Origin of the sequence: Ureibacillus sp. GCM10028918 (genome assembly GCF_042666115.1) — a bacterium.
Taxonomy (GTDB): Bacteria; Bacillota; Bacilli; order Bacillales_A; family Planococcaceae; genus Ureibacillus.
Window position 1 is genome coordinate 44,777 of sequence record NZ_JBHTFK010000037.1, and the last position, 20,219, is coordinate 64,995.

30 protein-coding genes and 2 riboswitches are annotated in these 20,219 nt (G+C 39.9%); of the genes, 27 read left to right on the top strand and 3 right to left on the bottom strand.

The genetic code is table 11. The features are described from left to right. Positions 1 to 17: 17 nt before the first annotated feature. The 25 genes from ACFQU5_RS17500 to ACFQU5_RS17620 all read left to right on the top strand — a co-directional run bounded on the left by ACFQU5_RS17500 (position 18) and on the right by ACFQU5_RS17620 (position 16,353). On the top strand, positions 18 to 203 hold the full coding sequence (locus ACFQU5_RS17500; protein WP_004233656.1) for a type Z 30S ribosomal protein S14: 186 nt from the start codon (positions 18 to 20) through the stop codon (positions 201 to 203). A 29-nt stretch (positions 204 to 232) separates the two neighbouring features. Further along, positions 233 to 631, top strand: coding sequence for a 30S ribosomal protein S8 (gene rpsH, locus ACFQU5_RS17505; RefSeq protein ID WP_390290746.1), 399 nt, complete (start codon positions 233 to 235; stop codon positions 629 to 631). Between the two features lie 30 nt (positions 632 to 661). Continuing rightward, complete coding sequence (gene rplF, locus ACFQU5_RS17510; protein ID WP_390290749.1) at positions 662 to 1,201, top strand: 50S ribosomal protein L6; 540 nt, start codon at positions 662 to 664, stop codon at positions 1,199 to 1,201. A 33-nt stretch (positions 1,202 to 1,234) separates the two neighbouring features. Beyond that, on the top strand, positions 1,235 to 1,594 hold the full coding sequence (gene rplR, locus ACFQU5_RS17515) for a 50S ribosomal protein L18 (protein WP_390290752.1): 360 nt from the start codon (positions 1,235 to 1,237) through the stop codon (positions 1,592 to 1,594). A 21-nt stretch (positions 1,595 to 1,615) separates the two neighbouring features. After that, positions 1,616 to 2,116: a 30S ribosomal protein S5 gene (gene rpsE / locus ACFQU5_RS17520; RefSeq protein WP_390290755.1), complete on the top strand. Its 501-nt coding sequence runs from the start codon at positions 1,616 to 1,618 to the stop codon at positions 2,114 to 2,116. A gap of 14 nt (positions 2,117 to 2,130) precedes the next feature. Continuing rightward, complete coding sequence (rpmD, locus tag ACFQU5_RS17525) at positions 2,131 to 2,313, top strand: 50S ribosomal protein L30 (protein ID WP_107932326.1); 183 nt, start codon at positions 2,131 to 2,133, stop codon at positions 2,311 to 2,313. A 33-nt stretch (positions 2,314 to 2,346) separates the two neighbouring features. Further along, positions 2,347 to 2,787 carry a 50S ribosomal protein L15 gene (rplO, locus tag ACFQU5_RS17530; protein WP_036200728.1) on the top strand — a complete coding sequence of 147 codons (441 nt, stop codon included), beginning with the start codon at positions 2,347 to 2,349 and terminating at the stop codon, positions 2,785 to 2,787. Then, positions 2,787 to 4,082: a preprotein translocase subunit SecY gene (gene secY, locus ACFQU5_RS17535; protein ID WP_390290759.1), complete on the top strand. Its 1,296-nt coding sequence runs from the start codon at positions 2,787 to 2,789 to the stop codon at positions 4,080 to 4,082. Before rplO ends, secY begins: the two co-directional genes overlap by 1 nt. A gap of 63 nt (positions 4,083 to 4,145) precedes the next feature. Next, positions 4,146 to 4,802 (top strand): adenylate kinase, encoded by a 657-nt coding sequence (locus ACFQU5_RS17540; protein ID WP_390290831.1) that lies wholly within the window; start codon positions 4,146 to 4,148, stop codon positions 4,800 to 4,802. A gap of 421 nt (positions 4,803 to 5,223) precedes the next feature. Continuing rightward, positions 5,224 to 5,442: a translation initiation factor IF-1 gene (gene infA, locus ACFQU5_RS17545; protein ID WP_016839390.1), complete on the top strand. Its 219-nt coding sequence runs from the start codon at positions 5,224 to 5,226 to the stop codon at positions 5,440 to 5,442. Positions 5,443 to 5,479: 37 nt separating this feature from the next. Further along, entirely contained in the window at positions 5,480 to 5,593 is a 114-nt protein-coding gene (gene rpmJ / locus ACFQU5_RS17550; RefSeq protein ID WP_000868344.1) for a 50S ribosomal protein L36, read from the top strand. A gap of 23 nt (positions 5,594 to 5,616) precedes the next feature. Beyond that, complete coding sequence (gene rpsM / locus ACFQU5_RS17555; RefSeq protein WP_390290763.1) at positions 5,617 to 5,982, top strand: 30S ribosomal protein S13; 366 nt, start codon at positions 5,617 to 5,619, stop codon at positions 5,980 to 5,982. A 25-nt stretch (positions 5,983 to 6,007) separates the two neighbouring features. Further along, positions 6,008 to 6,397, top strand: a complete 390-nt coding sequence (rpsK, locus tag ACFQU5_RS17560; RefSeq protein WP_107932335.1) for a 30S ribosomal protein S11 — start codon at positions 6,008 to 6,010, stop codon at positions 6,395 to 6,397. A gap of 143 nt (positions 6,398 to 6,540) precedes the next feature. After that, positions 6,541 to 7,485 (top strand): DNA-directed RNA polymerase subunit alpha, encoded by a 945-nt coding sequence (locus ACFQU5_RS17565; protein ID WP_390290767.1) that lies wholly within the window; start codon positions 6,541 to 6,543, stop codon positions 7,483 to 7,485. A gap of 47 nt (positions 7,486 to 7,532) precedes the next feature. After that, positions 7,533 to 7,913, top strand: coding sequence for a 50S ribosomal protein L17 (gene rplQ / locus ACFQU5_RS17570; protein WP_107932339.1), 381 nt, complete (start codon positions 7,533 to 7,535; stop codon positions 7,911 to 7,913). Between the two features lie 536 nt (positions 7,914 to 8,449). After that, positions 8,450 to 9,295 (top strand): energy-coupling factor ABC transporter ATP-binding protein, encoded by an 846-nt coding sequence (locus tag ACFQU5_RS17575; protein WP_390290771.1) that lies wholly within the window; start codon positions 8,450 to 8,452, stop codon positions 9,293 to 9,295. After that, positions 9,271 to 10,143 (top strand): energy-coupling factor ABC transporter ATP-binding protein, encoded by an 873-nt coding sequence (locus ACFQU5_RS17580; RefSeq protein ID WP_390290774.1) that lies wholly within the window; start codon positions 9,271 to 9,273, stop codon positions 10,141 to 10,143. Before ACFQU5_RS17575 ends, ACFQU5_RS17580 begins: the two co-directional genes overlap by 25 nt. Then, positions 10,140 to 10,937 (top strand): energy-coupling factor transporter transmembrane component T family protein, encoded by a 798-nt coding sequence (locus ACFQU5_RS17585; protein ID WP_390290776.1) that lies wholly within the window; start codon positions 10,140 to 10,142, stop codon positions 10,935 to 10,937. The genes ACFQU5_RS17580 and ACFQU5_RS17585 overlap by 4 nt, the downstream gene beginning before the upstream one ends. A 25-nt stretch (positions 10,938 to 10,962) precedes the next feature. Beyond that, entirely contained in the window at positions 10,963 to 11,700 is a 738-nt protein-coding gene (truA, locus tag ACFQU5_RS17590) for a tRNA pseudouridine(38-40) synthase TruA (RefSeq protein ID WP_390290779.1), read from the top strand. A 224-nt stretch (positions 11,701 to 11,924) separates the two neighbouring features. Continuing rightward, the gene (gene rplM / locus ACFQU5_RS17595; RefSeq protein ID WP_301138322.1) at positions 11,925 to 12,362 is read left to right on the top strand and encodes a 50S ribosomal protein L13; all 438 of its coding nucleotides are present in this window, start codon (positions 11,925 to 11,927) and stop codon (positions 12,360 to 12,362) included. Positions 12,363 to 12,384: 22 nt separating this feature from the next. Further along, positions 12,385 to 12,777, top strand: a complete 393-nt coding sequence (rpsI, locus tag ACFQU5_RS17600) for a 30S ribosomal protein S9 (RefSeq protein WP_107932351.1) — start codon at positions 12,385 to 12,387, stop codon at positions 12,775 to 12,777. Between the two features lie 268 nt (positions 12,778 to 13,045). Then, a riboswitch (TPP riboswitch) is annotated at positions 13,046 to 13,146 on the top strand. Between the two features lie 55 nt (positions 13,147 to 13,201). Then, positions 13,202 to 13,300, top strand: a riboswitch (TPP riboswitch). A 123-nt stretch (positions 13,301 to 13,423) separates the two neighbouring features. Next, positions 13,424 to 14,164, top strand: coding sequence for a hydroxyethylthiazole kinase (gene thiM / locus ACFQU5_RS17605; protein WP_390290784.1), 741 nt, complete (start codon positions 13,424 to 13,426; stop codon positions 14,162 to 14,164). Then, entirely contained in the window at positions 14,161 to 14,976 is an 816-nt protein-coding gene (thiD, locus tag ACFQU5_RS17610; RefSeq protein WP_390290787.1) for a bifunctional hydroxymethylpyrimidine kinase/phosphomethylpyrimidine kinase, read from the top strand. Before thiM ends, thiD begins: the two co-directional genes overlap by 4 nt. Next, entirely contained in the window at positions 14,966 to 15,589 is a 624-nt protein-coding gene (gene thiE / locus ACFQU5_RS17615) for a thiamine phosphate synthase (protein ID WP_390290790.1), read from the top strand. Before thiD ends, thiE begins: the two co-directional genes overlap by 11 nt. Before the next feature lie 2 nt (positions 15,590 to 15,591). Further along, positions 15,592 to 16,353 (top strand): 3-oxoacyl-ACP reductase, encoded by a 762-nt coding sequence (locus ACFQU5_RS17620; protein WP_390290793.1) that lies wholly within the window; start codon positions 15,592 to 15,594, stop codon positions 16,351 to 16,353. Between the two features lie 140 nt (positions 16,354 to 16,493). On the opposite strand, the gene ACFQU5_RS17625 is transcribed toward ACFQU5_RS17620, so the two are convergent. Then, positions 16,494 to 17,468: a S8 family peptidase gene (locus tag ACFQU5_RS17625; RefSeq protein ID WP_390290796.1), complete on the bottom strand. Its 975-nt coding sequence runs from the start codon at positions 17,466 to 17,468 to the stop codon at positions 16,494 to 16,496. Positions 17,469 to 17,706: 238 nt separating this feature from the next. Between ACFQU5_RS17625 and ACFQU5_RS17630 the strand changes: the two genes are divergently transcribed. After that, positions 17,707 to 17,967, top strand: a complete 261-nt coding sequence (locus ACFQU5_RS17630; protein ID WP_137730315.1) for an alpha/beta-type small acid-soluble spore protein — start codon at positions 17,707 to 17,709, stop codon at positions 17,965 to 17,967. Positions 17,968 to 18,104: 137 nt separating this feature from the next. On the opposite strand, the gene ACFQU5_RS17635 is transcribed toward ACFQU5_RS17630, so the two are convergent. Together ACFQU5_RS17635 and ACFQU5_RS17640 are read right to left on the bottom strand one after the other, a co-directional pair. Beyond that, positions 18,105 to 18,776 carry a GNAT family N-acetyltransferase gene (locus tag ACFQU5_RS17635; RefSeq protein ID WP_390290834.1) on the bottom strand — a complete coding sequence of 224 codons (672 nt, stop codon included), beginning with the start codon at positions 18,774 to 18,776 and terminating at the stop codon, positions 18,105 to 18,107. Between the two features lie 46 nt (positions 18,777 to 18,822). Further along, positions 18,823 to 19,680 (bottom strand): carbon-nitrogen hydrolase family protein, encoded by an 858-nt coding sequence (locus tag ACFQU5_RS17640; RefSeq protein ID WP_390290799.1) that lies wholly within the window; start codon positions 19,678 to 19,680, stop codon positions 18,823 to 18,825. A gap of 170 nt (positions 19,681 to 19,850) precedes the next feature. On the opposite strand from ACFQU5_RS17640, the gene ACFQU5_RS17645 reads away from it, so the two are divergent. Next, a complete protein-coding gene (locus tag ACFQU5_RS17645) occupies positions 19,851 to 20,168 on the top strand; it encodes a 2-keto-3-deoxygluconate kinase (RefSeq protein WP_390290803.1) in 318 nt (105 codons plus the stop codon). The last annotated feature ends 51 nt before the right edge of the window (positions 20,169 to 20,219 follow it).

The following is a 20,219-nucleotide window of genomic DNA, read 5'->3' on the forward strand; positions in this document are numbered from 1 at the left end:
ATAAGGAGGGCGAAAACGTGGCTAAAAAATCAATGATCGTTAAACAACAACGTAAGCAAAAGTTTAAAGTACAAGAATATACACGTTGTGAACGCTGTGGTCGTCCACATTCTGTATATCGTAAATTTAAACTTTGCCGTATTTGTTTCCGTGAACTTGCATATAAGGGACAAATTCCTGGCGTTAAAAAAGCTAGCTGGTAATCCCCTAAATTGGGAAGGAGGTAAAATTTATGACAATGACAGATCCGATCGCAGATATGCTAACACGCATCCGTAATGCTAACATGGTTCGTCACGAGAAGTTAGAAGTACCAGCTTCAAACTTAAAGAAAGAAGTCGCTGAAATTTTAAAGCGTGAAGGTTTCGTTCGTGATGTTGAGTATGTTGAAGATAATAAGCAAGGTATCATCCGTATCTTCTTAAAATATGGAAAAGAAAACGAGCGTGTTATCACTGGCTTAAAACGTATTTCAAAACCTGGCTTACGTGTATATGCTAAAACTGACGAAGTGCCTCGTGTACTTAACGGTTTAGGTATCGCTTTAGTATCAACTTCTCAAGGTTTATTAACTGATAAAGAAGCACGTGCTAAAAAAGTTGGCGGAGAAATCTTAGCTTACATTTGGTAATAAGCAATAAAAGAATGGAGGTGCAACTAAATGTCTCGTGTAGGTAAAAAACCAATCGAGGTTCCTGCTAACGTAACTCTAACTATCGCTGACGATAACACAGTTACTGTTAAAGGACCTAAAGGCGAATTAACTCGTCAATTCAACCAAGATATGAAAATTGAATTAGAAGGCAACATCATCAACGTTGTTCGCCCTTCTGAGTCAAAAGAACACCGTACTATTCATGGTACAACTCGTGCGCTATTAGCAAACATGGTTACTGGTGTTTCTGAAGGATTCACTCGTTCACTAGAACTTATCGGTGTAGGTTACCGTGCGCAATTACAAGGTCAAAAACTTGTACTTAACGTAGGTTACTCTCATCCAGTAGAGTTTACACCTGAAGAAGGTCTAGAAATCGAAGTTCCTTCGAACACTAAAGTGATCGTTAAAGGTATTAGCAAAGAACGTGTTGGTGCATTAGCATCTAACATTCGTGATGTTCGCCCACCAGAGCCTTACAAAGGTAAAGGTATTCGTTATGAAGGCGAATTTGTACGTCGTAAAGAAGGTAAAACAGGTAAATAATGCTGCTTAGAGCATTAGAAAGGAGTGACCTCTGTGATTACGAAACAAGATAAAAATCAAGTTCGTAAAAAACGTCATGTGCGTGTTCGTACAAAAATTTCGGGTACTGCTGAACGTCCACGTTTAAACGTATTCCGTTCAAACAAACACATCTATGCACAACTTATTGACGATGTTGCTGGTGTAACACTTGTTAGTGCAACTTCTCAAGAAAATGGTTTTGAGGGTGCAGGTAACAATGTAGAAGCTGCGACAAAAATCGGTGAAACAATCGCTAAACGTGCTGCGGAAAAAAATATTACTGCTGTTGTATTTGACCGCGGTGGTTACTTATATCATGGACGTGTTAAAGCTTTAGCTGAAGCTGCACGTGAAAACGGCTTAGAATTTTAATAAGAAGGAGGGACATACTTCATGAGTCGCATTGACGCAAACAAACTTGAACTTGAAGAACGCGTAGTTACAATTAACCGCGTTGCTAAAGTTGTTAAAGGTGGTCGTCGCTTCCGCTTTACAGCACTAGTTGTTGTAGGTGACAAAAACGGTCATGTAGGTTTCGGTACTGGTAAAGCTCAAGAGGTTCCAGACGCGATCCGTAAAGCTGTTGAAGACGCGAAGAAAAACTTAATCGAAGTGCCACGTGTTGGTGGAACAACTCCACATGATGTTGTTGGTCGCTTCGGAGCAGGTCAAATCCTAATCAAACCTGCAGCTCCAGGTACTGGAGTTATCGCTGGTGGTCCTGTACGTGCCGTACTTGAACTTGCTGGTATTACTGATATTCTTTCAAAATCTTTAGGTTCAAACACACCAATCAACATGGTACGTGCTACTGTTGCTGGTCTTAATGAACTAAAACGCGCAGAGGACGTTGCAAAACTACGCGGTAAATCATTGGAAGAACTATTAGGATAAGGGGGGGAATTATAATGACAAACAAATTAGAAATTACCCTTACTAAATCTTTAATCGGTACTAAGCCTCAACAACGTAAAATTGTTGAAGCTTTAGGTTTACGTAAAATGAACCAAACTGTTGAACAAGCTGACAACGCAGCTATTCGCGGTATGTTAGATAAAGTAGCTCACTTAGTTACTGTAAAAGGAAATTAGTTTTCAAACATTGAACAAGGAGGTGCCACCCATATGAAACTTCATGAGTTAAAACCAGCAGAAGGATCACGTAAAGAGCGTAACCGTGTTGGTCGTGGTATCGGTTCTGGTAACGGTAAAACTGCAGGTAGAGGTCATAAAGGTCAAAACGCTCGTTCTGGCGGCGGCGTTCGTCCTGGATTTGAGGGGGGTCAAAACCCACTTTTCCGTCGTTTACCAAAACGCGGCTTTACGAACATCAACCGTAAAGAATTCGCAATCGTTAACCTTGATGCATTAAACCGTTTCGAAGATGGTGCAGAAGTAACAGCTGCATTATTACTAGAAACTGGTATTGTGAGCAATGAAAAAGCTGGAATTAAGATCCTAGGTAATGGAACTCTTAACAAAAAGCTTACAGTAAAAGCTCATAAGTTCTCTGCTTCAGCTAAAGAAGCAATCGAGAACGCTGGCGGAACAACTGAGGTGATTTAATGTTTCAGATGATCTCTAACTTTATGCGCGTTCGAGATATACGAAATAAAATCATCTTTACATTATTAATGTTGATCGTTTTCCGTATTGGAACATTCATTCCAGTACCTAACGTCGACTCTCAAGTATTAAAGGTAGCCGATGAGTTTAACTTAATTGGTTTCCTTAATACTTTTGGCGGTGGTGCATTGTCTAACTTCTCAATCTTTGCATTGGGGATTATGCCTTACATTACTGCTTCAATTATTGTTCAACTATTGCAAATGGATGTAGTTCCGAAGTTTGCGGAATGGGCAAAACAAGGTGATGTTGGTCGACGCAAGTTGGCACAATTCACTCGTTACTTAACAGTTGTTTTAGCTTTCATTCAGGCGTTCGCTATGTCATTTGGGTTCAACCAAATGTACGGTGGTACGTTAATTACTGATACTAGTGTATTATCTTACTTAACAATAGCAATCGTGTTGACTGCGGGTACTTCTTTCCTACTGTGGTTAGGAGAACAAATTACTTCACATGGTGTGGGAAATGGTATTTCAATCATTATCTTTGCAGGGATTGTTGCTGCAATTCCAACAACAGTGAACCAAATCTATGCACAACAAATTGAGGATGCTGGTGATCAGCTGTTTATTAAAATTGCTATCCTAGTATTACTTGCTTTAGTTATGCTTGCAGTTGTAGTTGGAGTTATATATATTCAACAAGCGTTGCGTAAAATTCCAATTCAATATGCAAAACGAGTTGCGGGACGTGCGCCACAAGCTGGTGGACAACAAACTCATTTACCGTTAAAAGTAAATGCAGCAGGGGTTATTCCGGTAATCTTTGCGATAGCGTTTATTGTTACACCTCAAACTTTAGCAACGTTCTTCGGTCAAAATGGTTTTACTACTTTTATTCTAAACACGTTTGATTATAACAAACCTGTCGGAATGATCATCTATATTGCATTGATAGTTGCGTTTACGTATTTCTATGCATTTATTCAAGTAAATCCTGAAAACTTGTCCGACAACTTGAAAAAACAAGGTGCGTACATTCCTGGCATTCGCCCTGGTAACGATACGCAAAGTTACTTAACAAAAGTACTATACCGTTTAACATTCGTTGGTGCTCTATTCTTGATTGCTATTTCAGTCCTACCAATCTTATTTATTAATTTCATGAACCTACCTGCCTCGGCTCAAATAGGTGGTACTAGTGTAATTATCGTAGTTGGTGTTGCTTTAGAAACAATGAAGCAATTAGAAGCTCAACTTGTAAAACGTCACTATAAAGGCTTTATGAAATAAAATGCAGGTTTTAGGAAACGTTCGTGTTTCCTAAGCCAGCAAGCTTTAGGGGGAATGAAACGTATGAATATCGTTTTAATGGGTCTACCTGGTGCCGGTAAAGGTACTCAAGCAGACAAAATTGTTGAGAAGTACGAAATCCCTCATATTTCTACAGGCGATATGTTCCGTGCGGCCATTAGTGCTGGCACAGAATTAGGTTTAGAAGCTAAATCGTATATGGATCAAGGTGCTCTTGTACCGGATGAAGTTACGATTGGTATCGTTCGTGAACGACTTGCACAAAATGATTGTGAAAAAGGTTTCTTATTAGACGGGTTCCCACGTACAGTTCCACAAGCTGAGGCTTTAGACAGCATCCTAGATGAACTTGGGAAAAAAATTGATCATACAATCAATATCCAAGTTGAAAAAGATGAACTAGTTGCACGTCTTAGTGGTCGTCGTATTTGTAAAACTTGTGGTACATCTTATCATGTCATTTTCAATCCTCCAGCAGTGGAAGGTAAATGTGACAAAGATGGCGGCGAATTATACACACGTGCGGACGATAATCCTGATACGGTAGCAAACCGTCTGGAAGTAAATATGAATCAAGCACAACCTTTACTTGATTTCTATGAATCTAAAGGTGTTTTAACAAATATCGATGGACAGCAAGATATCGTAAAAGTGTTTGCTGATCTTGACGCTCTATTACTACAGGGCAGCCGCAGCTGATACCCGGCATTAGACGAAAGTCAAACTGCTTTTCGCTGGAGACTTTGCGGGTGCAACAAAATAAACTTTATTGAGAGTTGCAAAAGCATATTGTGCCCGGTATACACGAGACACAAATGTGATAGAATCTATTTTGTGGTAAGTGTTATGGGTTTCGTGGAAGCATCTTTGTAACGGATATGAATCTCTCATCCAAGACATTCCGGGATATCGAGTAAAGAATGGACTCCATTTCTTTATCGGAAGTAGTCATTCCCAGGATTGTGTGAAGCGAAACCAGACGAGCGTCTTTCGAACATCTCTCATACAATCCAAGCATATGTTGGTGAAGTTGCTTCTATTGAATAAAAACAGTTGCATAGATTCTCTTTATCGTGTATGTTAGAGAATCGAAAACGCATATAGAAGGGAGACAGGGTTGATGGCGAAAGACGATGTAATTGAAGTCGAAGGAACAGTTGTTGAGACTTTGCCAAACGCGATGTTTAAGGTAGAATTAGAAAATGGGCACACGGTGCTTGCACACGTTTCTGGAAAGATTCGTATGCACTTTATCCGTATTTTACCTGGAGATAAGGTTACTATTGAGTTATCTCCATACGATTTAACTCGCGGTCGTATCACATACCGTTTTAAATAATCTTTTGCACTCCGGACTATTAAGGAGGTTGGGTTAGATGAAAGTGAGACCATCTGTGAAACCGATCTGCGAAAAATGTAAAGTAATTCGCCGACGCGGTAAAGTAATGGTAATCTGTGAAAATCCTAAACACAAACAAAAACAAGGATAATTATAAGGAGGTGCACATCGTACATGGCACGTATTGCTGGAGTTGACATTCCTCGCGACAAACGCGTGGTAATTTCATTAACTTACATTTACGGAATTGGTAAAACTACATCTCAAAAAGTATTAGCTGCTGCTGGTGTTAACGCAGATACTCGCGTACGCGATCTTACTGAAGATGAATTAAACCAAATTCGTGAACAATTAGATACTTACAAAGTGGAAGGTGACTTACGTCGCGAAATTTCACTTAACATTAAACGTCTGATGGAAATCGGTTGTAACCGTGGTATCCGTCACCGTCGTGGTTTACCTGTTCGTGGTCAAAATACGAAAAACAATGCGCGTACGCGTAAAGGTCCTCGTAAAACTGTAGCGAACAAGAAAAAATAATAAGTAAAGGGGGTTCCTTCTTAACATGGCTCGTAAACAACAAACTCGTAAACGTCGTGTGAAAAAGAATATCGAATCTGGTATTGCTCACATCCGTTCTACATTTAACAATACAATCGTAACGATTACAGATATGCAAGGTAACGCGGTATCTTGGTCTAGTGCTGGTGCGCTTGGATTCAGAGGTTCACGTAAATCTACTCCGTATGCTGCTCAAATGGCTGCTGAAGCTGCTGCAAAATCGTCAGTTGAACATGGTCTGAAGACGTTAGAAGTAACTGTTAAAGGTCCTGGTGCTGGTCGTGAAGCTGCAATTCGTGCGCTTCAAGCTGCTGGTTTAGAAGTAACTGCAATCAAAGATGTTACTCCAGTACCACATAACGGTTGCCGTCCACCAAAACGTCGTCGTGTGTAATGGGTGCATCTCAAAGTACTTTTTGAGTTCATCATTGCTTGTACAAAACAAAAATCTTGTGCAAATCTTATAAAGTCAATAACTTTTGACTATTATGATGTTATGAACCTATACATTCGATGTTTTGAAGGAGGGTAAATTGAATGATCGAAATTGAAAAACCAAAGATTGAAACTGTTGAGATCAGCGAAGATTCCAAGTATGGCAAGTTTGTTGTAGAACCGCTTGAACGCGGATACGGAAACACTTTGGGTAATTCTTTACGTCGTATCCTTCTGTCTTCATTACCAGGAGCTGCTGTTACATCTATTCAAATTGATGGTGTCTTACACGAATTCTCAACTGTAGAAGGCGTTGTAGAAGATGTTGCTTCAATTATTTTGAATATCAAAAAACTTGCACTTAAAATCTACTCTGACGAAGAAAAAGTTATTGAGATTGATGTGAAAGGTGATGGAACGGTTACAGCTGCTGATATCACACATGACAGTGACGTTGAAATATTAAATCCAGATTTGTATATTGCAACAATCGCTAAAAATGGTCAATTACGTATGCGTATGTATGCTCGTCGTGGCCGTGGATATACTCCTGCTGATCAAAACAAACGTGAGGATCTTCCTATAGGCGTGATCCCGATCGACTCTATTTACACTCCAGTTTCACGCGTTAATTTTCAAGTGGAGAACACTCGTGTTGGACAGAATTCGGATTTCGACAAGTTATCACTTGATGTGTGGACAGATGGTAGCATCGGTCCAAAAGAGGCGATATCGCTCGGAGCGAAAATTTTAACTGAGCACCTTAATATCTTTGTAGGCTTAACGAATGAGGCACAAACTGCTGAAATCATGGTCGAAAAAGAAGAGGATCAAAAAGAAAAAGTTTTAGAGATGACGATTGAGGAATTAGATCTTTCAGTTCGTTCGTATAACTGCTTAAAACGCGCTGGTATCAATACGGTATTAGAACTTGCGAATAAATCAGAAGACGACATGATGAAAGTACGTAATCTTGGTCGTAAGTCACTAGAAGAAGTAAAAGCTAAATTAGAAGAGCTTGGTTTAGGATTACGTAAGGAAGACTAATCAAGGAACTTACTTATTAGCAGTCTAGATTAAAGGAGGGAACATCCATGGGTTACAGAAAACTTGGTCGTACAAGTTCTCAACGTAAAGCGTTATTACGTGATTTAGCTACTGACTTAATCATTAACGAACGCATCGAAACTACTGAAGCACGTGCGAAAGAATTACGTTCTGTAGTTGATAAAATGATTACTTTAGGTAAACGTGGAGATTTACATGCTCGTCGTCAAGCGGCTGCATTTATCCGTCGTGAATTAGTAACAACTACTGATGCTGAAGGTAACGAAACAACTTCATTTGCACTTCAAAAGTTATTTAATGATGTTGCACCACGTTACGCTGAGCGTCAAGGTGGCTACACTCGTATCCTTAAAGTAGGACCTCGCCGTGGTGACGGTGCACCTGTAGTAGTTATTGAATTAGTTTAATATTGATTCTTAATTAACAGGTATGAGGGTGTCCGGTTCACCGGTTGAACCCGGACCCCTCTATTTTTTACACAATGGGATTTTCATGTTTGAATTACCCGTGTAAAAAGACATCGATTTTCGCTATTAGGTGAAAATCGTGTTTTTCTAATAATGATTTATACGACAATAAAATGGCTTGAGCGTTATAATGAGCGGATCACTTGTTGATGGCGTCTCGTCTAGCTCTCCGCACCTCATTCATAAAGATCCCGGAATTGAGCAGCCGTGTTCTTGTTATCAAATGTAGTAGTAAAGCGCATTTCTTTCGAATGAGGTGCGCGCTTTTTTATTTCTAGAAAAAAGCAAGAAGCATTCTGCTGTTTTTAAGTTTTCTTATACATATACAAAAATAAAGTACGTTTCAATCGGTATGTTTTTTTTCTGATTTGTAAACGTACCTTATTTTTATATATGACACCTGTACCAAAAGGTAGCATTGCAGTTTAAAACAGTGTAATTTAATTATTAGTAGAGATAGAGAGGAGCTAAGGTTAGTGACCGAGATTTTATCGTTTAATAATGTAAGTTTTTCATACACGCCCGATAGCCCGGAGCATAGAAAGGCTGTTCAGAATGTTTCGTTTTCGATAAACGAAGGTGAATGGATTGCGATTGTCGGACATAACGGTTCTGGGAAATCAACGATGGTCAAGCTAGTAAGCGGATTACTCTTTCCACAAGAAGGAGAAGTACGTGTGATGAGAAATGTTTTAACAGAAGAAAATTTATGGGAAACTCGTTCAAATATCGGTATGGTTTTCCAAAATCCAGATAATCAGTTTGTTGGTGCTACAGTACAAGATGATGTAGCATTTGCATTAGAAAATAGCGGTGTACCATATAAAGATATGGTTGAACGTGTTCATTCATCACTCTCACAAGTTAAAATGGACAAGTTTTTAAACCATGAACCTCACCATTTGTCTGGCGGGCAAAAACAACGTGTGGCAATTGCAGGAGCTCTTGCAATGCGACCTAAGCTTTTGATTTTGGATGAAGCAACATCCATGCTCGATCCCCAAGGTCGTGATGAGGTATTAAAAACAGTTAAGGCTCTACGTAAAGAAATCGGTTTAACCGTTTTATCAATTACTCACGATGTAGAAGAAGCACTTTTTGCGGATCGTGTGTTATTTATGAATGACGGAAAAAAATATGCAGAAGGAACACCTTCCGAGATCTTTGCCCTTGGTGAAAAATTGGTGGAGTTTGGTTTAGAGCTGCCTTTTGCTATGCGGATGACAAAGCTGTTCCAAGATAATGGTGTGTTATTAGAAGGACAACATATGACAGAAGAAGAGTTGGTGAATGATTTATGGACATCAAACTTCAACAAGTAAGTTACGCGTATTCAATGGGAACTCCCTTTGAGAAATATGCATTATTTGATGTTGATTTAACAATTCCTCATGGAACCTATCAGGCGATCATTGGACATACGGGATCGGGAAAGTCTACCATCCTTCAGCACTTTAATGGTCTTTTAAAGCCATCAAAAGGACAAGTACATATTGGAGAGCGAGTAATTGTTGCTGGGAAAAAAGCGAAGGAACTTAAACCAGTACGTCAAAAGGTAGGTATTGTTTTTCAGTTTCCGGAGCATCAATTATTTGAAGAGACAGTCCTGAAGGATATTATGTTCGGACCGATGAACTTCGGTGTGCCAGAAAAAGTGGCTGAAAAACGTGCACGCGAGCTAATCGACCTAGTAGGCTTGCCAGGGGACACTCTAAACAAATCCCCCTTTGATCTATCTGGAGGCCAAATGCGTCGTGTGGCGATTGCTGGTGTGCTTGCAATGGATCCTGAAGTAATTGTATTAGATGAGCCGACAGCAGGGCTTGATCCACGCGGACAAAAAGAAATTATGGATATGTTTTATTCTCTCCATAAAGAACGTGGCTTAACAACGATCCTAGTTACACATAGCATGGAAGATGCAGCACGTTATGCTGATAAAATCGCGATTATGCATGAAGGACAATGTGTACTAAACGGAACACCACATGAAATATTTTCAGATGCGGATACACTTGAAAAATACCGTTTAGAATTGCCGCATATTGTTCGTTTCCAAGGAAAGATTGAAAAGTTGATGAATAAGTCATTAGCCAAAATTTGTTTAACTGAAGAGGAGCTGGCGGCTGAAGTTGCACATGCCTTAAGAGAGGGGCGTGACGCTAGATGATGGAGAAAATGATATTTGGTCGGTTTATTCCAGGTGATTCATTTGTACATCGATTAGATCCCCGCGCTAAGCTTGTTTTTGTATTTGCGTTTATTTTAGTTGTTTTTTTAGCGAATAATATTGTTACTTACGCTTTTCTATTAGCATTTACATTGCTTGTTATTTTAATGTCCCGTATTCGTCTGTACTTTTTAATCAACGGATTAAAGCCGGTCATGATTCTTTTAGTATTTACGTTCTTGATTCATATTTTATTTACTAGAGAAGGGGACATTCTCTTTGAACTCGGGTTCCTTAAAGTCTATGAGGAAGGTTTAAGACAAGGGATATTTATCTCAATTCGATTCCTGGTGCTTGTGTTCATGACATCTATTTTAACATTAACCACTTCACCTATTTCCATTACGGACGGGATTGAAGTACTACTGAACCCTTTAAAAAAGGTGAAAATGCCTGTTCATGAATTGGCTTTAATGATGTCGATAGCCCTTCGCTTTATTCCAACATTAATGGATGAAACCGATAAAATTATGAAGGCACAAATGGCACGTGGTTCCGATTTAAGTGCGGGGCCATTAAAAGAACGTGTGAAAGCTGTTGTCCCACTCTTGGTTCCGCTATTTGTCAGTGCCTTTAAACGGGCGGAGGATTTAGCAACTGCCATGGAGGTTCGAGGGTATCGTGGGGGAGAAGGACGCACGCGGTATCGTCAGTTAAAATGGGATTGGCGTGATACAGTCAGTTTAGTTGTATTAGTTGTCATGACCGTATTATTAGTGTTCTATCGTAATTAGTAGGACTAGGCGAGGTGAAGTTCAGGTGAGATTAAAAGCAACGATTAGTTATGATGGTACTCTTTTTGCCGGCTATCAGGTACAGCCTGGGGAACGTACTGTTCAGCTTGAAATCGAGAATGTATTAACCAAAATGCATAAAGGGGAAAAGGTCAAAGTTACGGCAAGCGGTCGTACCGATGCCCGTGTCCATGCAACAGGACAGGTTATTCATTTTGATACTTCACTTTCAATACCGGTTGATCGTTATAAAAAAGCATTGAACGTCCAATTGCCCCGAGATATTCGTGTCCTGGCAGTGGAGGAAGCAGCTTCTGATTTTCATGCCAGATACAGCGTATCAGGTAAACGGTATCGGTATATTTGGAATTGCGGGGAGGATCAAAGTCCTTTTCGTAGACATTATACGGTGGAAACGGGTGGAATGAAGCCGAATATTGAAAACATGCAGGCTGCTGCACAGTACATTGTCGGTACACATGATTTTTCCTGCTTCTGTGCGGCCAATACAAGTGTAGTAGATAAAATACGTACTGTTCATTCATTGAACTTCTATTGGCAGGGAGAAGAGCTGCATATGGTCATAGAGGGCAATGGCTTTTTATATAACATGGTACGTATCATCGCTGGTACCTTGTGGGAAGTTGGCATAGGTAAACGCGAGGTACAAGAGTTAGAAGGAATTGTTGCTTCAATGGAACGCGGAAAAGCTGGTAAAACCGCACCGGCACATGGTCTTTACCTGGAAAAAGTGTTCTATTAGAAGCGTGAAACATGCCCAGAAACTGGGGGTACACGCACTGCGATGTGTGTGATAAAATAAATAAGCAACACTACCAGGTGTGTTGCTTTTTTTCTTGACTTATGTGTAAATATATTATAAGATGACATATGGTATTTTCATTACCACCACAAATAAGCCCCGAAACTTATAAGTGTATACTAATGAAAAATAACGGTAATCGAATCGATTAGGAGGATATATAAATGCGTACAACATTCATGGCTAAAGGTCACGAAGTAGATCGTAAATGGTTAGTAGTTGACGCAGAAGGACAAACGCTTGGACGTTTAGCTTCTGAAGTAGCTGCTATCTTACGCGGTAAACATAAACCAACATTCACACCAAACGTTGACACAGGTGACTTTGTTATTGTCATCAACGCTGACAAAATTCATTTAACAGGTAACAAATTAGAAGGTAAAATCTATTACCGTCACACTCAATTCGCTGGTGGTTTAAAACAACGTACAGCTGGCGAAATGAAAGAAAAGTACCCAACACAAATGATCGAATTAGCGGTTAAAGGGATGCTTCCTAAAAACTCTTTAGGACGTAAAATGTTCGGTAAACTTAACGTTTACGCTGGAGCAGAACACCCACATGCAGCACAAAAACCAGAAAGCTATACGCTTCGCGGATAATTAATAAGAGGAGGATACACCCTTGGCACAAGTTCAATATATCGGCACAGGTCGCCGTAAAAGCTCAGTAGCTCGCGTACGTTTAGTACCAGGCGAAGGTAAAATTGTTATCAACAACCGTAGCATCGAAGAGTACTTACCATTCGAAACTTTACACTTAATCATCAACCAACCATTAGAAGCAACTCAAACTAAAGGTAGCTATGATGTATTTGTAAACGTAAACGGTGGTGGATTCACAGGTCAAGCTGGAGCAATCCGTCACGGTATCGCTCGTGCGTTACTAACAGTTGACCCAGATTTCCGTCCAGCACTAAAATCTGCAGGTTTACTAACTCGTGACCCACGTATGAAAGAACGTAAAAAATACGGTCTTAAAGGTGCTCGTCGTGCACCTCAGTTCTCAAAACGTTAATTTTGGCGTTTCAAGACTCTCAAAGCATTTGCTTTGGGGGTCTTTTTTATGTGAAAAGAGGTACTGGTCATATTTTGGTCACTTCTGCCTTCAATAATAAACTTACAAAGCATTTTAGTTAATTTATTAGATGCTTTACTTCTCTTAAAGGCAGTTACTTATATAGTGCTTACTCCAAAAGAATTGGTAGAGACATTCTGGACCGGATTACTTTATTACAGGAAAAGATAGATTTTTTATTTATATAGTGTAATATAGAACATAATTAAATGTTTTGCAGGGGGACACGATTTGTGTTGAGAAGGCTAAAACCTGACCCTTAGAACCTGATCCGTTAATACGGGCGTAGGGAGCAACGTACAAATTATCTGTGTGCTTGTATGCTCTCCTTTTTTCAAGGGGAGCTTTTCTTTTTGCAAAATTACTTTAATTGCGGGGGGACACGTTCGTGTTGAGAAGGTTAAAACCTGACCCTTAGAACCTGACAGTTAAGACTGACGTAGGGAGCAATCAAGGGTGTAGTCTACCTTTTTTGGCCTCTACTTTCATAGTAGGGGTTTTTTGCTCTCCAATAAAAGGGAGGAAAAATACATGTTATTTCGTAGAGAATTTCGAAATGAAGAGCTATTTCCGGAGGTGAAGCGATATGCTAGCGAAAATTAATCAAGCCAAACCACTGGTACACTGTATAACGAACTATGTCGTAGCGAATTTTACAGCCAATGGGTTACTGGCGATCGGTGCTTCCCCGGTAATGGCAGATGAGGTAGAAGAGGTAGCTGATATGGTTTCAATAGCGGGTGCATTGCTATTAAATATTGGCACGGTGAATACCCGTACCGAAAAGGCAATGCTTGTTGCTGGGAGAAAGGCAAATGAGTGCGGCGTGCCGGTCGTATTAGATCCTGTAGGAGTTGGCGCAACACCTTACCGTAAAAGTGCTGTCATGCAACTACTTGAACAAGTAAGTATTGATGTGCTGCGTTGTAATGAAGGCGAGCTTGCTTCAATCTATGGCGTCACGTGGGAGTCTCGTGGAGTCGATAGTGGCACTGGTGACATGGACACAATATCTGTCGCAAAAGAGCTTGCAAGGAAATATCAATGCATCGTCGTGGTAACAGGGGAAACTGACCTTGTGACAGATGGACAAGAAATCATACAAATCCGCGGAGGGAATATCTATGCAACCCGTATAACTGGCACAGGTTGTCTATTGAGCGCGATTTGTGCAGCTGTTTTGGCAAGTAGTGAGCATCCGATGCAGGATTTAGCTTCTACATTAAAACAATATAAAGACGCAAGTGAACAAAGCGGAGAAGAATTAGGAGCATTTCAGATTAATTTTATAAATGCATTACAAAGAATGGCGGAGGGATCTAAATGATTGCCTTAACAATAGCAGGTTCAGATTCTGGTGGGGGCGCAGGAATTCAGGCAGATATCAAAACCTTTCAGGAGCTAGGGGTATTTGGTACAACAGCAATCTCGTCTCTTACCGCACAAAATACACTTGGGGTGCATGGTATTTTTGAAGTAACCCCTGAATTTTTGAAACAACAAATTGAGGCTGTACTGTCCGATTTTAATGTACAAGCGATTAAAACAGGTATGCTTTTTTCGGCAGAACTCATTGAGGTGATAGCAGAATTCATGAAAATGCAAAACATCCCTCTTGTTGTTGATCCTGTCATGATTGCTAAAGGCGGCGAAAGTTTATTAAAGGAAGAGGCGGTTACAGCATTAAAAACAGAGCTTCTTCCACTAACAACAATTTGTACGCCGAACATCCCTGAAGCAGAGGTTCTTACGGGAATGACCATTAACAATGAAAGTGATATCGAACAAGCGGCTAAAAAAATCTTGGCATTCGGTGTACAGTATGTCGTGATGAAGGGTGGACACTTACACGGAGAATTTTCTATAGACACGGTTTATTGGGAAGGCGGCTATTTCATTATGAAAACCCCACGTGTGCAAACAAAGGATACACATGGTACGGGGTGTACATTTTCTGCAGCCATTACGGCGCATTTAGCAAAAGGATTATCAATAGAAGAGGCCATTATCGAGGCAAAGAGATTCATCCAGTTGGCTATTTCAACCCCGTTATCGATTGGGAATGGCCATGGCCCGACAAATCATTTTGCATATAAACGTGCAGGCGGGAAATGTGAGGTAACTGTCCATGAAGCGTAATGACTTGAATGTGTATTTTATTATGGGGACGGCAAATAGCAAGCAACCCTTAGAAATTCTTGAAAAAGCATTACAGGCAGGGATTACTTGTTTCCAGTTTCGTGAAAAAGGAGAAGGGCGTTTAAGCGGTAAATCCTATGAGTCATTTGCTCGGGCCTGTCAAAAACTTTGCAGGACTTACAATGTGCCATTTATTGTGAATGATGACGTTGAACTGGCATTAAAGTTAGATGCTGATGGGATACACGTTGGGCAGGATGATGAAGGCATTACCGAATTTAGAGAACGTGCGAAAAATAAAATCATTGGTGTTTCGGTCCATGATGAACAAGAGATGGCCCTTGCTGTACAAAGTGGGGCAGACTATGTTGGCATCGGTCCCATTTATCCCACGAAGTCCAAAAGTGATGCGAAACCACCTGCAGGGCTAAACTTTTTACGAAAAGCAAGAAGCCAGTATCCCGATTTTCCGATTGTAGGGATTGGTGGAATTAATGAAATGAATGCGGCGGAAGTTCGCTCTGCGGGTGCAGATGGAGTAGCTGTCATTTCCGTCATTTGTGAAAGTCCAAATATAGAAAAAACACTTCAGGAACTAAGTGGGGAGAAATAATTATGGAATTACATGAACAAACGGTGTTAATTACTGGGGCCAGCCGAGGAGTTGGAGAAGAGCTTGCGCGGGCATTTGTAAATGAAGGGGCAAATGTCGTTATTAACTATTATAAGAGTCGGGACAAGGCTGAACATCTAGTCAATGAGTTAGGTGATAAGGTAATCGCTTTGCAAGCAGATATACGTAATCGTCAAGAAGTAATGCAATTGGTCGAGACAGCGAAACAATATTTTAATACACCCATCACCACGGTTGTAAATAACGCATTGATTGACTTTGAGTTTAATCCACTTACGCAAAAAAACGCATTTGAATTGAGTTGGACTGATTATAATAAACAATTTGAAGGAACAATTCAGGGTGCTCTAAATAGTGTTCAAGCTTGTCTAAATGATATGAAGGAACTGGGCTTTGGACGGATTATTAATATTGGGACGAATCTTTTTCAGAATCCTGTAGTAGCCTATCATGAATATACAACAGCGAAAGCAGCATTAGTCGGCTTTACTCGTAATATGGCAAAAGAGTTAGGTGCTTACGGGATTACGGTGAATATGATGTCTGGAGGGCTTTTAAAGCAAACAGATGCAAGTAAAGTCACAACGGAGGAGGTATTCCAAATTATTGAATCCTCTACACCGCTGCAAAAAGTAACTTCACCACGAGAGCTGGCAGATGTGGCTCTATTTTTTGCATCACCATGGGGAAGAGCAATCACGGGGCAAAATCTAGTGGTTGATGGTGGTCTTGTAATGGATTAGGGCATTAATGCGAACAATACCCCCTTCAATTTATTTAGAAGAAATTAAGCAAATCAAAACGGATCAATCAATATTCCGAGCACATTTCTCAAAGAAATGTGCTCGGAATTGAACTTATTAATATTTAGCTTTTATCGTTATTAAGTATGAGCTGCAGTCATCATTTCCTGAATTCTTTCAACTAAGTTAAGTTCGAGGAAACCATTCCCTTCAGAACTTTTTCGATTTCCTATTGGTAAAGTTCGTTTAATAAGCTGTGCATAAATTTCTGCTTCACTAAGAGAACGACCAAACTCTTTTTCACTTAAGATAATAAGTAATGCTATAGCCCCGGCGATGTGGGGAGTAGCCATTGATGTCCCGGAAAGAGAAGCATATTTCTTTCCTAAGTAAGTAGAAACCACTTCTACTCCAGGAGCAACCAAATCTATTTCATCATTGGTATTCGTAAACGGAGCGAGCGTTAAGTTATGATCAACAGCGCCAACTTGAATGACTTCATTGTATTTTCCAGGATAAGAATACTCAAATGTGTCCTCGCTATTATCCCCTTCGTTTCCAGCCGCGACAACAACAGAAATATCTTGGCTAACAGCGTTTTGAATGGCTTTATGCATTTCAGGAACATCTTCAGGACCGCCAAGTGACATTGAAATTACGCGTACTCGTTCCTGCTCGGGTCCACGCCACTCTACTGCAAAGTTAATGGCATTGATAATCCACTCATAATTTCCAGATCCCTCTCCCGTTAATGCTTTTAAACTTAGGATTTTAGCTTTAGGCGCTACTCCAACAACCCCTTCATTATTTAAACTAGCCGCAATTGTTCCTGATACGTGGGTACCATGTCCATTGTTATCTTCAAAAATATTAGGGTCACCATCATAATCGGAAGTAAAATTTTTTCCGTCGATAATTTGATCTTGGAGGTCGGGATGATCGGTTTCAATACCAGTATCAATTACTGCAATTACAATGCCTTCACCTTGATTACTATCTTCCCAAATTGAAGGTGCTTGAATTAAATCTACCCCTCTTGGTGTTTCGTTTGTGTTCTCTACAACCGACTCAATAGTGTAAGGAATTAATCTGACTTGTAACGGTTTTTGAATCATTTTTCATCCGCTCCTTTTATTAAATTCGGAAGTTATTAATAAGTAATTTCTCCCTTGTTTGTATAAATTCAACATGTAAATTTTGTATTCCTTCTTCTTATATCAATTCGTGAAAAGATGCGCATTATTCCCTATATATGGATAGGGATATTTTCGTTCTAAATAGAAGTCGTTCAGACCTTTGAACATGTTTAAGCCTATTTTGGGAAATGATATTTACAAAGGAGGGGAAAAGATTATGGCAAGAAGAAATAGAAATAAAATCTTAGTTCCTGAGGCTCGACAAGGACTGGACCAATTAAAGGCAAAGGTTGCAGGAACAACTGATCCAGAACAAGCCAAATATGAAATTGCAGAAGAAGTAGGAGTTCCATTAAAAGAGGGCTATAATGGGAAGCTAACTTCTGAACAAGCTGGAAAAGTCGGTGGAAGACTTGGCGGCAGCATGGTAAAAGAGCTTGTTAGAATGGCCCAAGAGAATCTAAATAAAAATCAGTAGTATCTACTTCACGAGATCTCTCGCCAGGTGATGGTGAGAGATCTTTAATATAAAGAAGTTATTCCTTAGCATTTAGAGTAACCCGGGAAATAAAAATACAGAGACTCTCCTAGTTACATGAAAAGCCTCTGCAAGATTTAGTTAAGATATTTAAAAGGATTCTTCCATTCCATTAAAACTCCGTAATTTAATGATTCTTCATCTTCTAAATAATTTCCCAAAACCGCGATTGGTAAACGTCCGCATTTCAGCAAAAATGTAATGACGGGGTCGTAAATTGTACCGGCAACTACTTGGTCCACGTATCTTTGGGCGGACATGTTTTCTGCATGCTTATGGTAACCTGGCATTCTCCCTCCACCCAGAAGGCGTTCCAATCCCATTTCAACGACAACTTGGTACATTGTCTGCATCAGTATTTTACCCAGTCCTAAAGAGCGAAACGCAGGCCGAACACTAATATCCACAATGTAGAGTGTATTTCCATTTGAATCATGATTTTTGATATATCCATTATCTGTTGCTTCTTCCCATGTGTGATTTGGATGAGCAGGGTCAAAATGAGTACAAACGCCCGTTAGTGAACTAACAACCTGCCCATCAATTTCAACACATAAAGCCCCTTGAGGAAATAAAGTGACATGGTTCACTAACTGTTGTTTATTCCACCATAAATCCGAAGGAAAGGGGGGCGGAAAACATTCGGTTTGAATATCAATTAATTCATCAAAATCATCTTTCGTATAATTGCGCACAATGACACGAACGGGTTTTCCCTTATCGAATAGTAATTGTTCACTCCGGTACAAATAATCCACCTCGCTTTTTCGCGTTTCATTCACATTTAATAAACTTCTATTCCCAATCTGTATATAAATCTGTTCGTCGATCTCTCCACGTAGTAACAGAACCTTTTTCTCGTACTTTTTCAAGCAGTTCGATATTAAGATCTGCTGTCACTAGCATATCGTTGTTAATTTCCCCTTCAGCTAAAAGTCCTTTTGGCGGGAATGGTACATCGTTTGGTGTAATGATTGCCGCCTGGCCAAAATTTGCGCGCATAAAGTCTACGGTTGGCAATGCCCCAACTGTACCTGTTAACACTACATAAACCTGGTTTTCAATTGCTCGAGCGTGACTCGTGTAGCGGACACGATGGAAGCCATGACGATCGTCTGTACAAGAAGGGCAGAAAATAACATCTGCACCTTTCGCTTTTGCCATGCGGACAATTTCAGGGAACTCGATATCATAGCAAGTTAGAATTGCAATCGTGCCTTTTTCTGTTTCAAAGACCTCCAAGCCTTCTCCAGCAGACATGTTCCATTCATGGACCTCTGTTGGCGTAATATGAAGCTTAGCCTGGGAGCCGACTCGTCCATCTGGATAGAATAAATGAGCGGTATTTCGTAGCTTTCCATCTACGTTTACCACATGTGTTCCGGCAATAATATGGATATTGTACTTTTTGGCAAGCTGAGTAAACAATGTGAGGTACTGTTCCGTGAAAGATGGGAGATCATTAATCGTTAAAGAAGCCCCATCCGCACCCTTAATGGAAAGTAATTGCGTCGTAAAGAACTCGGGGAATAATATAAATTCCGTTTCGAATTCAAGTGCAGCCTTAATATAGTGTTCACATTGATGGGCAAACTCTTCAAATGACTCAATTGTGTGGAGATGGTATTGAACAGCAGAAACTCGTAATTTCATGGACAACCCTCTTTTAAGTTTATTTGATAGTTCTATTATAGAGAATATTTTTCGCATTGTATTTAATTAAGCATTTGAGAAAGAGCGATTTTTTGATTGAGAGCCGAATACTTTATTATTGTAAATTTGTATACCTATGTATACAATTGTATACAAGGGGTGAGGTTTATATGGAAAATGAATTGAATAATCAAGAACGTGATATAAAAAGAGAAGAGCAAAGAGAACGCCGCAACCGACATGGTGGAAGAGGACAGCAGGGTGCCAAAACATTTAGACGCGGAAGAGCGCTAGCATTCTATGAAAAATTAATTGTAAAGAGAGATACACTAAAGCAACAATTGGAATCCCAGGAATTACAATCCATTCAACAAGTGATTGCGGGTGAACTTAAGGCGACTGAATCGATTATGAATGATTTTAAAGCAGCCTTTGAGTTGGAAGAACTCTCCTTAATTCGAGTAGAAGATAAAAAGCCCTCTGATTAGGAATCTATATAAAATACAATTTAGAGTCGAAGTGTAATAGAAAGAAGGAAC

What these genes read in the sequence shown, in the direction of transcription:
- ACFQU5_RS17625 (WP_390290796.1), bottom strand. Translation starts at nt 17,468, where the DNA reads ATGATTCAAAAACCGTTACAAGTCAGATTAATTCCTTACACTATTGAG.
- secY (WP_390290759.1), top strand. Translation starts at nt 2,787, where the DNA reads ATGTTTCAGATGATCTCTAACTTTATGCGCGTTCGAGATATACGAAAT.
- ACFQU5_RS17585 (WP_390290776.1), top strand. Translation starts at nt 10,140, where the DNA reads ATGATGGAGAAAATGATATTTGGTCGGTTTATTCCAGGTGATTCATTT.
- thiM (WP_390290784.1), top strand. Translation starts at nt 13,424, where the DNA reads ATGCTAGCGAAAATTAATCAAGCCAAACCACTGGTACACTGTATAACG.
- thiD (WP_390290787.1), top strand. Translation starts at nt 14,161, where the DNA reads ATGATTGCCTTAACAATAGCAGGTTCAGATTCTGGTGGGGGCGCAGGA.
- ACFQU5_RS17630 (WP_137730315.1), top strand. Translation starts at nt 17,707, where the DNA reads ATGGCAAGAAGAAATAGAAATAAAATCTTAGTTCCTGAGGCTCGACAA.
- rplM (WP_301138322.1), top strand. Translation starts at nt 11,925, where the DNA reads ATGCGTACAACATTCATGGCTAAAGGTCACGAAGTAGATCGTAAATGG.
- rplO (WP_036200728.1), top strand. Translation starts at nt 2,347, where the DNA reads ATGAAACTTCATGAGTTAAAACCAGCAGAAGGATCACGTAAAGAGCGT.
- rpsM (WP_390290763.1), top strand. Translation starts at nt 5,617, where the DNA reads ATGGCACGTATTGCTGGAGTTGACATTCCTCGCGACAAACGCGTGGTA.
- ACFQU5_RS17640 (WP_390290799.1), bottom strand. Translation starts at nt 19,680, where the DNA reads ATGAAATTACGAGTTTCTGCTGTTCAATACCATCTCCACACAATTGAG.
- ACFQU5_RS17540 (WP_390290831.1), top strand. Translation starts at nt 4,146, where the DNA reads ATGAATATCGTTTTAATGGGTCTACCTGGTGCCGGTAAAGGTACTCAA.
- rpmJ (WP_000868344.1), top strand. Translation starts at nt 5,480, where the DNA reads ATGAAAGTGAGACCATCTGTGAAACCGATCTGCGAAAAATGTAAAGTA.
- infA (WP_016839390.1), top strand. Translation starts at nt 5,224, where the DNA reads ATGGCGAAAGACGATGTAATTGAAGTCGAAGGAACAGTTGTTGAGACT.
- rplF (WP_390290749.1), top strand. Translation starts at nt 662, where the DNA reads ATGTCTCGTGTAGGTAAAAAACCAATCGAGGTTCCTGCTAACGTAACT.
- ACFQU5_RS17645 (WP_390290803.1), top strand. Translation starts at nt 19,851, where the DNA reads ATGGAAAATGAATTGAATAATCAAGAACGTGATATAAAAAGAGAAGAG.
- rpsE (WP_390290755.1), top strand. Translation starts at nt 1,616, where the DNA reads ATGAGTCGCATTGACGCAAACAAACTTGAACTTGAAGAACGCGTAGTT.
- rplQ (WP_107932339.1), top strand. Translation starts at nt 7,533, where the DNA reads ATGGGTTACAGAAAACTTGGTCGTACAAGTTCTCAACGTAAAGCGTTA.
- thiE (WP_390290790.1), top strand. Translation starts at nt 14,966, where the DNA reads ATGAAGCGTAATGACTTGAATGTGTATTTTATTATGGGGACGGCAAAT.
- rpmD (WP_107932326.1), top strand. Translation starts at nt 2,131, where the DNA reads ATGACAAACAAATTAGAAATTACCCTTACTAAATCTTTAATCGGTACT.
- ACFQU5_RS17580 (WP_390290774.1), top strand. Translation starts at nt 9,271, where the DNA reads ATGGACATCAAACTTCAACAAGTAAGTTACGCGTATTCAATGGGAACT.
- ACFQU5_RS17620 (WP_390290793.1), top strand. Translation starts at nt 15,592, where the DNA reads ATGGAATTACATGAACAAACGGTGTTAATTACTGGGGCCAGCCGAGGA.
- ACFQU5_RS17565 (WP_390290767.1), top strand. Translation starts at nt 6,541, where the DNA reads ATGATCGAAATTGAAAAACCAAAGATTGAAACTGTTGAGATCAGCGAA.
- rpsK (WP_107932335.1), top strand. Translation starts at nt 6,008, where the DNA reads ATGGCTCGTAAACAACAAACTCGTAAACGTCGTGTGAAAAAGAATATC.
- rpsH (WP_390290746.1), top strand. Translation starts at nt 233, where the DNA reads ATGACAATGACAGATCCGATCGCAGATATGCTAACACGCATCCGTAAT.